Source organism: Mesorhizobium sp. M0514, assembly GCF_040321145.1.
GTDB lineage: Bacteria > Pseudomonadota > Alphaproteobacteria > Rhizobiales > Rhizobiaceae > Mesorhizobium.
In genome coordinates this window covers 18341-32846 of record NZ_JAMYQZ010000029.1, presented here as the reverse complement: position 1 = coordinate 32846, position 14506 = coordinate 18341, and the positions used below count along the sequence as shown (strand labels likewise).

Genomic DNA, 14506 nt, shown 5'->3' with positions numbered 1-14506 from the left:
GTCCAGAATAGCGTCAACGCTCCGACAGGCGCGACCTCGGCTCACTCGCGCTGGGCCAAGCATTTGCCGGTTACGGCGGCAACGGAATCACATAAGAAAAACAGGAATTCTCTTTAGGGGTAACCCATGCCGCGCATTGCCTATGTGAACGGGCGCTATGTCGCCCATGCCGACGCTGTCGTGCATATCGAGGATCGCGGCTATCAGTTCGCCGACGGCGTCTACGAGGTCTGCGAGGTGGCGCAGGGCTTTGTCGTCGACATGCCGCGCCATCTTGCCCGGCTGAGCCGCTCGCTTGGCGAATTGTCGATCAACTGGCCGGTCACCAAGGGCGTGCTGCCGCTTCTCCTGCGCGAAATCGTCCGGCGCAACCACGTCGTCAACGGCCTGGTCTATGTCCAGGTTACGCGCGGTGTTGCCAGCCGCGACTTCGTTTTCCCGGCCGATACACCGTCATCGCTGGTGATTACGGCCAGAAAGGCCGACCCGGTGGCGGCCGCCAAGCGAGCCGAGGCGGGCATCAAGGTCATCACCGTGCCGGAAAACCGTTGGGACCGGGTCGACATCAAGAGCACCGGCCTGCTGCCCAACGTGCTGGCCAAGCAGAAGGCCAAGGAGGCCGGCGCCCAGGAAGCCTGGTTCGTCGACACCGATGGCAACGTCAAGGAGGGCGGCTCGTCCAACGCCTGGATCGTTACAAGGGACGGCGTTCTGGTCACCCGGCCGGCGGAGCATGGCATCCTGCGCGGCATCACCCGCACGACCATGTTCGAAGTGGCGGCAAAGCTCGGGTTGACGATCGAGGAGCGCGGGTTTTCAGTCACTGAAGCCAAGGCGGCGCGAGAAGCTTTCATCAGTTCGGCAACGACAATCGCCATGCCGGTCGTGGCAATCGACGGTGCCGCGGTCGCCAATGGGCACCCCGGTTCGATAACACTTTCATTGCGGCAAGCCTTTTTTGACGTTGCGGAAAAAAGTCCAGCCTGATAACCGCACAGACGGACTGCACATCAATATATCTCGTTCTGCTTGTCGTTACTGACGGCAAGGGGGTGTTTGCAAGCTTGACATGTGCCCGCTAATTTGGCGCATTAGCCTGCAAACCGAAGGGGATCGGCGAAAGACAAGAACAATGGCGGAACGATCGCAAAACCTTCAGGACCTGTTCCTGAATTCTGTTCGCAAGAGCAAAAATCCACTCACCATCTTTCTCATCAACGGCGTCAAGCTGACCGGCGTGGTCACTTCCTTCGACAATTTTTGTGTTCTGCTGCGCCGTGACGGCCACTCCCAGCTCGTCTACAAGCATGCCATTTCCACGATCATGCCGAGCCAGCCGGTTCAGATGTTCGATGGCGAGGAAAGCCAGGGCGCCTGATTGGCACGTGAAAAAGACGCGGACCGCGGCGTCCGCGGGAAACCAGCACATAATTCCGGGACGGAAGCCACAGGTCCGACCCGGGCGGTTGTCATTGTGCCGGTGCTTACCCGGCATCAGCGCAACGATGACGAAACGAACCGTCCACGGCTGACGCGTTCGGCGGATGCGCGCCACGACGAAGCGGTCGGCCTTGCCCGCGCCATCAACCTGGATCTGATCCACACGGCGGTGGTCACCGTCAACGATCCACGCCCGGCAACCTTGCTCGGCAGCGGCAAGGTCGCGGAATTCGCCGAGATCGTCAAAGAGGGTCACGCGGAGGTGGTCATCGTCGACCATCCGCTGACGCCGGTGCAGCAGCGCAATCTCGAAAAAGAAATGAATGCCAAGGTGCTCGACCGCACCGGATTGATCCTGGAGATTTTTGGCGAGCGCGCGCGGACCAAGGAGGGCACGCTGCAGGTCGAACTTGCCCATCTCAACTACCAGAAGGGCCGCCTGGTGCGGAGCTGGACCCACCTTGAACGCCAGCGCGGCGGCGCCGGCTTCCTCGGCGGCCCCGGCGAAACCCAGATCGAGTCGGACCGGCGGCAGCTGCAGGAAAAAATCATCAAGCTCAAGCATGAGCTGGAAACGGTGCGCCGCACCCGCGACCTGCACCGCGCCAAGCGCAAGAAGGTGCCGTTCCCGGTGGTGGCGATTGTCGGCTACACCAATGCCGGAAAGTCGACGCTGTTCAACCGGCTGACCGGGGCCGACGTGCTGGCCGAAGACATGCTGTTTGCAACGCTCGACCCGACGCTGCGCCGCGTGCGCCTGCCGCACGGCACGCCGATCATCCTGTCGGACACAGTCGGCTTCATTTCGGACCTGCCGACGCATCTGGTCGCCGCCTTCCGCGCCACGCTGGAAGAGGTCGTCGAGGCCGATCTGGTCATCCACCTGCGCGATATTTCGGATCCGGATACCGCAGCGCAAGCCGAGGACGTCGAGCGCATTCTCGCCGATCTCGGCGTCGATGCCGGCGATGCCAAGCGCGTCGTCGAAGTGTGGAACAAGGTCGACCTTCTCGACGACGGCAACCGGGAGCGCCTGCTCGCCGACGGCACTGACGCCAGCAAGGCGCCGCCGATCGCCATCTCGGCGGTCACCGGCGAAGGCATCGATGCGCTGAAGGCGCTGATCGAGACCAGGATGTCGGGCGAACTGGAGGAATTGACGGTGACGATCGAACCGGCGCAGTTCGGCCTTGTCGACTGGCTCTACCGCAACGGCGACGTCGTTTCGCGGGTAGACAATGAGGATGGCAGCGCGACCATCGCACTCAAGGCCACGCACAGCGCGCGGCATGAGATCGAAAGCCGATTGCACCGCAAAAACAGGCAGTAAGCCTGATTATTTCGCGCTCTTGGCCTGCTGCCAGAGCGCTTCCATCTCGTCCAGCGTGGCTTTTTCGAGCGTGCTTCCCGATGCATCGATCGCGCGCTCGACATAGTGGAAGCGCGAGCGGAACTTTTCGTTGGTGCCGCTGAGCGCCGCTTCCGAATCGAGCTTGAGGTGACGCCCCAGATTGACGACGGCAAACAGCATGTCGCCGAATTCGTCCTTGATCTCAGCCGTTTCGCCCTTGGCCAGCGCCTCGCGCAATTCGCCGATCTCTTCCTCGATCTTGTCGAGGATGGGCGCCGCCTCGCTCCAGTCGAAGCCGACCCGGGCTGCCTTTTCCTGCAGTTTCAGTGCCCGCGTCAAAGCGGGCAGGGCGACCGGCACGCTGTCCAGGAACCCCTTGCCATGGTCTTCGGGGTCGAGGCCGCGGGCGAGGCGCGCACTTCGCTTTTCAGCTTTTTCCTCAGCCTTGATCTTTTCCCACATGCCCTTTGCCATGCCGGCGCTGCGCGCCTTCTCGTCGCCGAAGACATGCGGATGGCGCCGGATCATCTTGGTGGTGATGGCCTCGACCACATCACCGAAGGCAAAATCGCCGGCTTCCTCAGCCATCTGCGCGTGGTAGACGACCTGCAGCAGGAGGTCGCCGAGTTCGTCGCGCAGATCGTCGAGATCGCCGCGCGCAATGGCGTCCGCCACCTCGTAGGCTTCCTCGATCGTATAGGGCGCGATCGTCGAGAAATCCTGCTCGATGTCCCAGGGACAACCGGTCTTCGGCGCCCTGAGCGCCGCCATGATCTCGATCAGCCGGGAAATGTCGCGCGAAGGTTTCATGCGGCGAATGCTATCCCGCTGCCTGTCGTGCGGCCAACGGCGTCAGCCGGAGAGGGGAGATTGTCCACAGCGAGCTTCAGCCGAGTACCGACACAACCGCCTTGGCGAGGTCATCCATGCCGTCCTCGGGCAGGCCGGCGACGTTGATGCGGCTGTCGCCGACCATGTAGACGCCATACTCGGCACGCAGCCGCTCGACTTGCGCCTCGGTCAGGCCAAGCCTGGAAAACATGCCGCGATGGCTGGCGATGAAGTCGAAGCGGTCGGAGTTGGACTGCCGGCGCAGCGCGTCGGCGAACTGGACGCGCAGCCTCAGCATGCGCAGCCGCATCTCCTCCAGCTCCGCCTCCCAGTCGGCGCGAAGGCCATCATCTTCCAGCACCATGCGCACGGCGGCGGCGCCATGGTCCGGCGGCATCGAATACATGGCGCGCGCCGCCGCCAGCATCTGGCTCATCGCCACATCGGCTTGCGCACCATCCTTCGCCAGGATCATCGCCGCGCCGACGCGGTCGCGGTAGACGGCAAAGTTCTTCGAGCAGCTCGAGGCAACGACCATTTCAGGCACCTTGCCCGCGAGAAGGCGCAAGCCGGCCGCATCGGCGTCCAGGCCTTCGCCAAAGCCCTGATAGGCAATGTCGACAAAGGGCAACAGCCCGCGCTCGACGACAAGATCGGTGACGCTGGCCCATTGCGCGATATCGAGATTGGCGCCGGTCGGGTTATGGCAGCAGCCATGCAGCAGCACGATATCGCCGGGCTCGGCTGCGCCAAGCGTTGCCAGCATCTCGTCGAAGCGCACCGCGCCGGAAACGGCATCGAAATAGGGATAATCGCGCACCGTGAGGCCGGCCCCGCGCATCACCGGCGGGTGGTTCGGCCATGTCGGGTCCGACAGCCAGACGGTTGCGTCGGGGCGGGTCCGCTTCAACAGCTCCGCCACCAGCCGCAGCGCGCCGGAACCGCCAGGCGCTTGCGCGGCGCGGGTGCGCGTCATGTCGGCAGCGGGGCCGAAGGCCAGCTTGACCATCGCCGTGTTGAAGCCGGTGTCGCCGGCAAGGCCGAGATAGGTCTTGGTGTCCTGGTCCTGCAGCAACCGCTTCTCGGCCTCGCGCAGGGCGCGCATGACCGGCGTCCTGCCGTCGCGGTCCTTGTAGACGCCGACGCCGAGATCGATCTTGCCGGGGCGCGGATCGGCGCGATAGAGCCCGATCAACGCGATGATCTTGTCAGCCGGGGCAGGTTGCAGGGTCTCGAACATCAATACGGCTCCAATGGCGGCGGAGTAATACGCAAAGCGACCGCGTTTCGCCAGTGCTTCCATCTGCGCCGGCCCGCTAGCCGTGCGGGACCGTTACGCCAAGCTTTGTCTGTCCGACAGGGGTCGGCGGCTATGGCGACGGGTTCATTCCAATCCGCCGAATAAGCACCCGTCCAATCACGGTGAGACCGGTGCCGGTCAGCAGGGAGAAACCGCCGAGCATGCCGACCAGCCCGGCAAGGAACCAGCGTCCGGCGAAGCTGTCGACGGAGGCATTTTGCGGATTGGTTGGGTCGTAAGCGACAGGGACGCTGTCGCCATCACCCCAGAACGAGCTGTGGACGGCATTGTTGAAGCGGATAACGGTGCCGTCGGCGGTCGAGAACTCGATGCGGGGATTGTATTCGGCGGCGACAATCCTGCCTGTCGCCGAAGCGGTACGAGGGCCGTACATCTCGACGATGGCCAGCACGCCGGAAGCGATCAGTCCGACAATGCCAAAGATGATGAACACCCTGCCGACGACCGGCAACGCTGCAAAACCCGTTACACGACTACCATTGGCCATCTTTTGCTCCTGGGACAGACGGATAAGGCTAGACTTCATCCATAAAGCAAACATCTGCCGCACGGGAGATGGGTAAGTGCGCAGCGGACTTCTGATTGCATGATGCCTATTGTGGCGACGCAAAAAAGTTTTGGTGGCGATGGATTAAGATCCCCGCCTGTTTCGTAAACGGGGCATGAAACGGTCGATGCCACGCTTCGATATTGTCGGACAGCTGGGTTCGCTCAGGCGCTACGCACGCTCGCTGACGCGCGACGGCACTGACGCCGAGGATCTGGTGCACGATGCGCTGGTGCGCGCCTACGAGCGGCGCGACACATTCCGCTCGGGCGGCAATCTGCGGGCATGGTTGCTGTCGATCGTCCACAACGCTTTTATCGACAAGATGCGCTCGCGCCGGTCGGAAGCAGCGCGTGTCGAGCAGGCCGGCTATCTCACCGATGCCAGCACGCCGGCGCCTCAGGAACATTCCGTGCGACTGGCGCAGGTGCGCGAGGCCTTTTTCAGTCTGCCGGAGGAGCAGCGTTCGGCGCTGCATCTGGTCGCCATCGAGGGCCTTTCCTACCAGCAGGCCGCCGACGCCAGCGGGGTGCCGCTGGGCACGCTGATGTCGCGCATCGGCAGGGCGCGCGCAGCACTGCGCGAGATGGAAAACGCTGCACCTTCGCCGGCCAAAAGCCATCTGAGGATCGTGGGAGACCCGTCATGACCGACCTGTTGCGGGACCCGGTGACCGATACCGATCTCGATTCTTATGTCGACGACCAGCTGGATGTCGCGCGCCGCATCGAGGTCGAGGCGTTCCTCTCGGTTCGTCCGGAGGCTGCGGCGCGGGTGATGTCCGACTTGAGGACGCGCGACGAACTGCGCCTGGCGCTGGCTGCTTCCACAGGAATGGCGAGGCCCGTGACGACTGAAGTCGCGCGCCGGCTGGGCAGGGGGCTGGCCAGTCGCCGCGTCTTCGCAGTGCTGCAGCGGGCGGCCGCGGTCGCCGTCTTTGTCGCTGCCGGCTGGCTGGCGAACGGCCTCTTCGGGCCGCTGCTGGTGACCAAGGTCGTGGCTTCGCCGCCGCCGCCCGCCTATGTCGAAGAAGCGATCCGGGCGCACAAGACGACGCTCATGCGCGAGGCGATGCCCTCGCAGCTGGAGGCGCCCAACTACAATGGCGACGAAATCCGCGCCGCCACCGCAATCGTCATGCCATCGCTGCCCAAGGACTGGAAGGTCCGCGACGTGCAGATCTATCCGTCGCGCTTCGGGCCGAGCGTCGAGGTGGCGCTGGAGACGAAGGATATGGGGCTGGTCTCGCTGTTTGCGATCCGGCCCGGAACCTTCGACGTCGTCAAGCCTGCCATCGCGCCCTCCGGCGACATCTCCTCTGCCTATTTCCAGATCGGCGAGGTCGCGTACGCGGTCGTCGCGCGCAGCGATGTCCACGACCTCGACCGCGCCGCCGAGACGCTTGCCAAGACACTTTACTGATCAGGACACTTTACTGATCAAGACGCTTTACTGAGACCACATAAGGAGAACCCGCAATGAATACCCCTGACCTCGGATACCGCATGGGCACTGGCGCGCGCGCCGGCGCCGTCTATGACGAGGGCCTGCGCAGCCACATGCTGCGTGTCTATAACTACATGGGCATCGGCCTCGTCGTCACCGGCGTCGTCGCCATGGTGGTCGCTTCGACGCCGGCCCTCTACGTGCCGATCTTTTCCAGCCCGCTGAAATGGGTGGTGATGCTGGCGCCGCTCGCCTTCGTGCTGCTGTTCTCGTTCAAGATGCAGACGATGTCGGCGGCGAGCGCCCAGGCGATGTTCTGGGCCTTCTGCGCGGTGATGGGGCTGTCGCTGGCTTCGGTGTTCCTGGTCTTCACAGGCACCAGCATCGCGCGCACCTTCTTCATCACCGCCACCATGTTCGGCGCCACCAGCCTCTACGGCTACACGACCAAGCGCGACCTGACCCAGTTCTCGTCCTTCCTGATCATGGGCCTGATCGGTGTGGTGATCGCCAGCGTCGTCAACATCTTCCTTGGCTCGACCGCGCTGCAGTTCGCCATCTCGGTGATCGGCATTGCCGTCTTTGTCGGCCTGACCGCCTGGGACACGCAGACGATCAAGGAACAGTATGCGGAGAATTTCGACGCGGAATCGCAGCAGAAGCTTGCCGTTTTCGGCGCGCTGTCGCTGTACCTGAACTTCGTCAACATCTTCCAGCTGTTGCTGAATTTCACCGGCGAGCGCGAATAGTCGAACCGTAGCAAGGCAACAATCTCGATCTCGCAGTGGCCGGAGGTGAATCTCCGGCCACTGTCGTTTTGGCGTGGAGACATCGCTCCTCTATCAGCGCGATGTCGCGCCCTTGAGTCCACGCGGGCTTTTGCTAACCTGCCGCTCGCACGCAGCTTTCCGCGAGAACGCATGGAACAAGTGACGCTTCACGGCGACGGCATCTCGGCAACCATTGTCGGGCAGGGGGCCGAGCTCATCTCCTTGCGCAATGCCGAGGGTCTGGAGTTTTTGTGGCAGGCCGGGCCGGAATGGCGGCGGCATTCGCCGGTGCTGTTTCCGATCGTCGGCCGGCTGAAGGGCGACCAGCTCCGCCATGGGGGCCAGGTCTATCCCCTGACGCAGCACGGATTTGCCCGCGACAAGCCGTTTGTGTGGGCTGCTGAGACGAGTCCCCGATCCTGCACGCTGGTGTTGACCGACGATGCCGATACACGCACGCGCTATCCGTTCGCCTTTCGCCTTGCCATCACCTACACGCTCGAGCGTCGCGAACTTGGTGTGAGCTTCGAGATTGCCAACACCGGCGACGAGACGCTGCCAGCCTCCATCGGTGCACATCCGGCTTTCAATTGGCCATTGCAGCCGGGGCTCGCCAAGACAGACTACCACCTGACCTTTGCCCAGAACGAGCCGGCGCCGATCCGCCGGCTGAAGGATGGCCTGGTGGTGGCTGCACCACAGCCGACGCCCATCGAGGGCAAAACGCTGGCGCTTTCCGAACAGCTGTTCGAGGCAGACGCCGTGATCCTCGACCGGCCGGCCAGCACCAGCGTGCGCTATGCCGCCGCGAACGGTGAGGCGATCGAGATGTCGTGGCAGGGTTTTAAGGAATTGGGCATCTGGTCGAAGCCGGGCGGCGCTCCGTTCCTGTGTATCGAACCCTGGCACGGGCTTGCCAGCCCCGTGGATTTCGATGGCGAGTTCGCGGACAAGCCGGGCGTGATGCTGATCGCGCCCGGTGAAAAGCGCGTGCTGAGCTATCAGGTACGGCTCGAGCATGCGCCGCTGTGACCGATGAACCAGAGACAGGCGCGATGAAACTTGGCTTCATCGGCACGGGTGCCCTTACAGCGGCCATTATCAGCGGGCTCAAATCCGTCGCGGATAACTCCGTCTCCGTGCTGCTGTCGCCGCGCAATGAAGAGATCGCCGCAGAGCTGGCAGCCCGTTATCCGGATGTGTGTATCGCTGATGACAATCAGGCGGTTCTCGATCAATGCGACCTAGTCATGCTGGCTGTCCGGCCGCAAATTGCGCATGACGTCCTGCCGGGTTTGCGGTTTCGGCGCGAGCATCACCTCATCAGCTTGATCGCCACGCTGCCGCGCGAGGAGATTGCCGGCTTGACCGCACCCGCGCACCAGGTGACGAAAGCGCTGCCCATGCCGATGATTGCCCACCGGCTGTGGGGGCAACGATCATCTGCCCGCCGGATGCCACTGTCGCTGCCTTGTTCGGCAGTCTGGGGAAAGTGATCGAGGTCGAGAACCCAGCCGAATTCAATGCGCTGAGCGTGGTCACCGCGACCTATGCAAGCTACTTCAGATATCTCGATACGATCAACAGCTGGCTCAAGAAGAATGGCGTCGAGGAAGGAAAGGGGCGCGATTACATCGCCTCGCTTTTCAAAGCCTTGGGAAGCGCCCCTGATATGTCGCCGGATGCCGACTTCATGCATCTGGCGCAGGACTATGCGACGCGCGGCGGCATCAACGAACAGGTTCTTCGCGAACTCACGGCGCGAAACGTCTTCGAGGCGCTCACCGAGAGCCTGGACGGCGTACACCGGCGCATCGTCGGCGATACGCCTTGATGGGCGGCACCTTGAAATTCCCTGATGATCAGGAGTATGGCTCCAACGGATGTTCCGGACCGTTTCGGGAGGGTCGGCGGGTGCCTGGATGCTTGAAATTGGGCTTTGTGGCAGCGGCGCTGGCTGTGCTGATTGTCTTTCCGGTCGCTGCCGCCGACATCGACCGCGCCGCCAGCCTCTACCGCGCGCAATCGGTGACCAGCGGCACTGGCGAGGAGAACCGGGCGTGGGGCCTGGCGCCGTGCCTTGAAGAGGTGCTGGTCAAGGTTTCCGGCGACCCGCGGCTGATCGGCGACCCGCGTGTTGCGGACATGAGCCGGCACGCGGCCGACTATGTCACTGGTGTCGGCTACCGCGACCTGCTCAACAACCGCCCGCCGCATGACGAGCAGGGCACCCACGACCGGCCGCATTACATCACCGCCGATTTCGACCCGGACAAGATCGATGCCTTGCTGGCGTCGCTCGGGCGCAAACCGTGGGCGGTGCCGCGGCCAAAAATCGTCGCACTGCTGGATGTAAGGCCGATGAAAGGCGACGGCTTCACGCTGGTGCGCGATGGCGGCGGCGAGCTTGCGGCGGATATGCGCGTTGCGCTGGCGGACGCGGCGCACCGGACCGGTTTGCCGCTGGAGTTGCCTCGGCCGTCCGACGTCGCGCTCGCCGACGTGGCCAACACGCTGGATGGGGACGCCCTGCTTGCCGGCACTTTGGTATGGCGCCAGGAAGCGCTGGGCTGGGTCGGCGACTGGCGGCTCAGCTTCAAGGATAAGGAGTATCGCTGGCAGGTACGTGGCGTCAGTTTCGACGATGCGTTCCGCAACGCCACGCGCGGAACGCTGCAGATCCTGTCGGGCAATGGAGAGCCGGAAGCCGTCACGCCCTGACTCAAGGGAACCTTCTTGCCGGAGCGCCGTAAACAAAGTGGCGGGCAAGCTTTGAGCAAGGAGGTAGAATTGCAACATCGCCGGATCGACGTTGACGGAAACAGCATCTTCTATCGCGAAGACGGCCCGCCTGATGCTCCCGTCCTCCTGCTGCCGCACGGCTATCCGTGCTCGTCCTATCAATTCCGAAGGTTGATGCCGGCACTTGCCGATCGCTGGCATACATTCGCGCCGGACTTTCCCGGCTTTGGCTACAGCGGCACGCCCGAAATGTCGGACTTTGGCTATGATTTCGATGCCTATGCCGGGTTTCTGACAGCTTTCGCCGATGCGCTCGGCACGTCGCGCTATGCGCTCTGGCTGCACGATTATGGCTCTCAGATCGGACTGCGCCACGCCATCGCACATCCCGAGCGCATCGCCGCACTCATTATCCAGAACGGTGACATCTACGAGGACGTTCTCGGGCCGAAATACGCCGCCATAAAAGCCTATTGGAATGAGAAGACGCCCGAAAAGCATCGGCCGTTGGAAGAGGCGGTAAGCGAGGAGGGCTTCCGGCACGAGTTTGTCGGAGAGGTGGATGACGCTGTAGCCGAGCGCGTGCCTCCCGATCTTTGGAAACTCCACTGGCCTTTGATGGACACGCCGATCCGCCGGCGGCTCGCGGTCAACCTGATGGAGAAGTTGGAGGCGAACCTCGGCTGGTTCCCCCGCTATCAGAGCTTTCTGCGCGAGCACCAACCTCCGACGCTCATCGTTTGGGGTCCCGAGGATGGTTACATGCCGGCGCAATCGGCGCATGCCTACCAGCGCGATTTGCCGGAAGCAGAACTTCATCTCATCGGCGGCGCCGGCCACTGGTTGCTCGAAACCCATTTCGATGAGGCGCTTCCGCTGGTGCGCGATTTTCTGGCGCGCGTCCACAGTCAGGAAGCGAAAGGGACGGGCAGGGCGGCCGGCCGGGCGTAGACCCCTCCGTTGCGGTCATCGGATCGATCTGCAACCATGGCGTCATGATGGAAAAGTCTGCCGCGCCCTGGCCTCTGCTGCAAATCGCGATCGAGCCGAAGTCGCGGGCCGATCAGGAGAAGCTGCTTGTCACTTCGTCCAAGCTCGCGCCTGACGACCGCGACCCGTCCGCTGCCATGGCCATGGCCAGATGACGTCGCCAAAATTCTCCTCGCGGGCAGGGTTCCTTGTCGGCCTCGGCATCACGCCCGTCGCCTTTTTCCTGGCGCTCTATTCGGCCGGAGCCGGGCATGGCGACTATGGGCTGGCGCGACTTCTCTATCCGGTCCCCATGCTGGCAACGCTGTTGACCAACACAACGATCACCGGCCTTTCCATCGGATTGGCTGCGCTGCAGTTTCCTGCCTATGGGGCATTTGTTGCGGGCGCCGGCGGCTCCAGATGGCTGGCCCTTGGCGTCTTCCATCTTGTCGCAATCGCAGCAGCCTTCAGCGGCCTCCTGGAAAGCTTCTCGGGATGACGCTCCTGTTCGTTATCCTGGTGCCAGCCCGTCGAGCAGGAAGTCGAGGCCTTTGCGAAAGGCGCCATCCCAATCGCTAAGGGGAGAGGGGGGAATCGACCTGAAGCAGCCGCTCGTTAATGAGGCGATCATCCCATACCTGCACCTCGATGAACTTGTCATACTTCATCGTTGGATCGGTCTTCCAGCGCTCACCGGGCATCCCAAATTCGGCCACGACGGCTTCGATCTCACCAAGAGTAAACACTTGCCCGTGGTATCGCTTTCGTTGGGGGCGAAGATCGTCACGCGTCGCGATCGGAAGACTTGCCATGCTGTCCGGATAGGTGAAAGTGAGCGTCTCCGGTGGGAACTCTCGCAGTCGCATAACGAGTGAGCTTGGCCGTGACGGGTCTTTGCCGTCGGCAAAGTCGCCAAGAAAGAAATAGACCGGACGCTCTAGCTTCGTGGGCCCAAGCAGTCGGCGCCGTTCTCGAATGAGCCATTCCTCCGTTAATCGTCGCCTCTCCAAGTAGTTTGCTTTGATAGCGCGCAGCCCAGACGCTCTGATCTCGTCAAGAACCCGTTCTGCCTGCTCTTCGGACAGCTCGCAAATATTTCTGCACGGTCCTCGACGGGGATCGTAGTTGTGAGTGATGACCTCGGGGAACGATTCCATTCGGGGAAGCTATACGAACCGCGCGTCAGCAGGCCAGATCGCTGGCAGATGGATGCCCCTGAGGGTACCCGTTGGGACGTTGTCGGCAAATCATGCGTTGTATCGCAACCATGGGATGGTGACCGCCCAGTGAGCCGCCGGCCTGCATCTCAGTCAGCAGGGCGTATATTGGCACGCCGCTAATGGAAGCAGCAGCCACATATGAAAGTCGCATAAGATAGATTATGGAACTTGTGCATTAGACTGAAGCTGGAAATTGCTGCGATTTTCACGGGTTTGGCATGATCGACGCGTGTTGCCTTGAGCCGATGGCCAACGCTACGCTGTGTCGATGACGACAGCAAAGCGTGACATCGAAGCGGCGATCGAAGTGTTCGTGCACGGCTTCAGTACCGATAAGAGCCGTTCCTTTCCCTACGAGGCCAGCCGCGTCGGACCCTTGTGGCTGATGCGCGATGCCGAGCGCAAGAATGCACGCGACTACCGTGGCGAAGAATGGATCGTCCATGACGTCGCCGCCGAGGAAGCCGATGCCATCGTGCGGCAGCATGCGCGGCCAAGCTTTGCCGTTTCGGTCGTGATCGCGAATGACGGCCCGGACGAACCGACGCGAACTGCCTACAAGGCGCTCGGCTACCGGCTGCTGCGGACGGAAGGCTTTTTCGTCCAGTCGCTGCGCCAAATTCCAGACCCGCCAGCAATCGTCTCTATCGAACGCGTGAGGACGGCTGAACGCGCTGCACAACTGGGAAAGGTCATACGCAGGCGGCCACTTCCAGACGATCAACTCGGCGACGATGCGCCGTTTCGCCAGTATGTGGCGCTCGATGGCGACGCCATCGTCGGGCGTGTGCGCAGCATAGACGCCATCGGCGCCACATGGTGCTCGGCAATGTTTGTCGAGCCTTCGCACCGGCGTCGAGGCATCGGCCAGGCGCTGATGGCCAAAATGCTGCATGACGACAAAGCGCATGGGTCGCGGTGCTCGATGCTGTTGGCGACGCGTGCCGGAGCGCTGCTTTATCCCCGCATGGGCTATGAGCGGATTGGAACGCTGCTGATCTTCGCGCCGAAGAACCGAACGTCCTTATAAAGATCTGCTCGTATCATGCTGTCTCATAAAGGAATTTCGATCACCATGCCGTCATAGGCCGGAGTGACGTTGGCCGGCACCTCGGCCTTGACCGTGGCATAGTCGAGCGGCACATGCATATGCGTCAGCACGGCCTGTTTCGGCGCCAGTTTTTCAATCCAGCCAAGCGCCTGACCGAGCGACAGATGACTGGGATGGGTATGGTACTGCAAGGCATCGATGACCAGCATTTCCAGGCCGCGCAGTCGCTCGGCGGTGGCATCCGGGAAGTCGCTTATATCGGGGCAGTAGGCCAGCCCGCCGATGCGGAAGCCGAGCGAAATGATGTCGCCATGGATCTGCGGCAGCGGATCGAGGGTGAGGGCACCGCCCTCGCCTTCGATCGTCACCGCCCTTGCGTGATCGATGATGTGCGGCCTGACGATCGGCGGATAGGAACTGCCAAACGGCGTCTCGAAGCAATAGCCGAACGCTTCGCGCAGCCTGAGCATGGTCGGCTGGTCGGCATGGACATCGATCAAATGGCGCTGCTCCAGCACGTAGCCGCGCAGATCGTCGATGCCGTGGATGTGGTCGGCGTGCGGATGCGTATAGACGACGGCGTCGATGCGCCGGACGGCCGCCATCAGCATCTGCTCACGGAAATCAGGCCCGGTGTCGATGACGACCGTGGTTCTGGCGCCGTTGGCTGCTATCCGCTCGACGAGCGCGGCTGAGCGTGTACGCCGGTTTTTCGGATTGGCCGGGTCGCAATTGCCCCAATCGCCGGTGATGCGCGGCGTGCCAGGTGACGAGCCGCAGCCGAGGATGGTGAGGCGCAGCCGGTCGCTCATGTG

At 62.7% G+C, this 14506-nt stretch carries 19 protein-coding genes; 14 read left to right on the top strand and 5 right to left on the bottom strand.

The window, feature by feature from the left end:
* Positions 1-126: 126 nt before the first annotated feature.
* The 3 genes from NKI61_RS14420 to hflX all read left to right on the top strand — a co-directional run bounded on the left by NKI61_RS14420 (position 127) and on the right by hflX (position 2770).
* Complete coding sequence (locus tag NKI61_RS14420) at positions 127-987, top strand: D-amino-acid transaminase (RefSeq protein WP_352825850.1); 861 nt, start codon at positions 127-129, stop codon at positions 985-987.
* A gap of 145 nt (positions 988-1132) precedes the next feature.
* Positions 1133-1378 carry an RNA chaperone Hfq gene (gene hfq / locus NKI61_RS14415; RefSeq protein WP_006202172.1) on the top strand — a complete coding sequence of 82 codons (246 nt, stop codon included), beginning with the start codon at positions 1133-1135 and terminating at the stop codon, positions 1376-1378.
* Positions 1379-2770 (top strand): GTPase HflX, encoded by a 1392-nt coding sequence (gene hflX, locus NKI61_RS14410; protein WP_352839871.1) that lies wholly within the window; start codon positions 1379-1381, stop codon positions 2768-2770.
* Between the two features lie 6 nt (positions 2771-2776).
* Here the strand turns inward: hflX and mazG are convergent, their stop codons facing one another.
* From mazG to NKI61_RS14395, 3 genes are all read right to left on the bottom strand, one after another.
* Positions 2777-3601, bottom strand: coding sequence for a nucleoside triphosphate pyrophosphohydrolase (gene mazG / locus NKI61_RS14405; protein ID WP_352839870.1), 825 nt, complete (start codon positions 3599-3601; stop codon positions 2777-2779).
* Between the two features lie 76 nt (positions 3602-3677).
* The gene (locus NKI61_RS14400; RefSeq protein WP_352839868.1) at positions 3678-4862 is read right to left on the bottom strand and encodes an amino acid aminotransferase; all 1185 of its coding nucleotides are present in this window, start codon (positions 4860-4862) and stop codon (positions 3678-3680) included.
* Positions 4863-4992: 130 nt separating this feature from the next.
* Complete coding sequence (locus NKI61_RS14395; protein ID WP_352839866.1) at positions 4993-5430, bottom strand: DUF3592 domain-containing protein; 438 nt, start codon at positions 5428-5430, stop codon at positions 4993-4995.
* A gap of 175 nt (positions 5431-5605) precedes the next feature.
* On the opposite strand from NKI61_RS14395, the gene NKI61_RS14390 reads away from it, so the two are divergent.
* From NKI61_RS14390 to NKI61_RS14345, 10 genes are all read left to right on the top strand, one after another.
* Positions 5606-6139 (top strand): sigma-70 family RNA polymerase sigma factor, encoded by a 534-nt coding sequence (locus NKI61_RS14390; protein WP_023688465.1) that lies wholly within the window; start codon positions 5606-5608, stop codon positions 6137-6139.
* Positions 6136-6912, top strand: coding sequence for an anti-sigma factor family protein (locus tag NKI61_RS14385; protein WP_352839865.1), 777 nt, complete (start codon positions 6136-6138; stop codon positions 6910-6912). Before NKI61_RS14390 ends, NKI61_RS14385 begins: the two co-directional genes overlap by 4 nt.
* A 56-nt stretch (positions 6913-6968) precedes the next feature.
* A complete protein-coding gene (locus NKI61_RS14380; RefSeq protein ID WP_352839864.1) occupies positions 6969-7685 on the top strand; it encodes a Bax inhibitor-1/YccA family protein in 717 nt (238 codons plus the stop codon).
* A gap of 171 nt (positions 7686-7856) precedes the next feature.
* Positions 7857-8738: an aldose 1-epimerase family protein gene (locus NKI61_RS14375; protein WP_352839862.1), complete on the top strand. Its 882-nt coding sequence runs from the start codon at positions 7857-7859 to the stop codon at positions 8736-8738.
* Between the two features lie 23 nt (positions 8739-8761).
* Positions 8762-9202, top strand: a complete 441-nt coding sequence (locus NKI61_RS14370) for an NAD(P)-binding domain-containing protein (protein ID WP_352839860.1) — start codon at positions 8762-8764, stop codon at positions 9200-9202.
* Complete coding sequence (locus NKI61_RS14365; protein ID WP_352839858.1) at positions 9199-9540, top strand: hypothetical protein; 342 nt, start codon at positions 9199-9201, stop codon at positions 9538-9540. Before NKI61_RS14370 ends, NKI61_RS14365 begins: the two co-directional genes overlap by 4 nt.
* A 107-nt stretch (positions 9541-9647) precedes the next feature.
* Positions 9648-10427, top strand: a complete 780-nt coding sequence (locus tag NKI61_RS14360; RefSeq protein WP_245260834.1) for a DUF8605 domain-containing protein — start codon at positions 9648-9650, stop codon at positions 10425-10427.
* Positions 10428-10478: 51 nt separating this feature from the next.
* Positions 10479-11399 carry an alpha/beta fold hydrolase gene (locus tag NKI61_RS14355; RefSeq protein WP_352839893.1) on the top strand — a complete coding sequence of 307 codons (921 nt, stop codon included), beginning with the start codon at positions 10479-10481 and terminating at the stop codon, positions 11397-11399.
* 47 nt (positions 11400-11446) lie between these two features.
* The gene (locus tag NKI61_RS14350; protein WP_023830016.1) at positions 11447-11593 is read left to right on the top strand and encodes a hypothetical protein; all 147 of its coding nucleotides are present in this window, start codon (positions 11447-11449) and stop codon (positions 11591-11593) included.
* A complete protein-coding gene (locus NKI61_RS14345) occupies positions 11590-11919 on the top strand; it encodes a hypothetical protein (RefSeq protein ID WP_023696110.1) in 330 nt (109 codons plus the stop codon). The genes NKI61_RS14350 and NKI61_RS14345 overlap by 4 nt, the downstream gene beginning before the upstream one ends.
* Before the next feature lie 76 nt (positions 11920-11995).
* Here NKI61_RS14345 and NKI61_RS14340 read toward each other — a convergent pair whose 3' ends face one another.
* Positions 11996-12577 (bottom strand): hypothetical protein, encoded by a 582-nt coding sequence (locus NKI61_RS14340; RefSeq protein ID WP_352839857.1) that lies wholly within the window; start codon positions 12575-12577, stop codon positions 11996-11998.
* 331 nt (positions 12578-12908) lie between these two features.
* Here NKI61_RS14340 and NKI61_RS14335 point away from each other — a divergent pair, with 331 nt between their 5' ends.
* Positions 12909-13670, top strand: coding sequence for a GNAT family N-acetyltransferase (locus tag NKI61_RS14335; RefSeq protein WP_352839855.1), 762 nt, complete (start codon positions 12909-12911; stop codon positions 13668-13670).
* 23 nt (positions 13671-13693) lie between these two features.
* On the opposite strand, the gene NKI61_RS14330 is transcribed toward NKI61_RS14335, so the two are convergent.
* Positions 13694-14503: an MBL fold metallo-hydrolase gene (locus NKI61_RS14330; protein ID WP_352839853.1), complete on the bottom strand. Its 810-nt coding sequence runs from the start codon at positions 14501-14503 to the stop codon at positions 13694-13696.
* Positions 14504-14506: the final 3 nt, after the last annotated feature.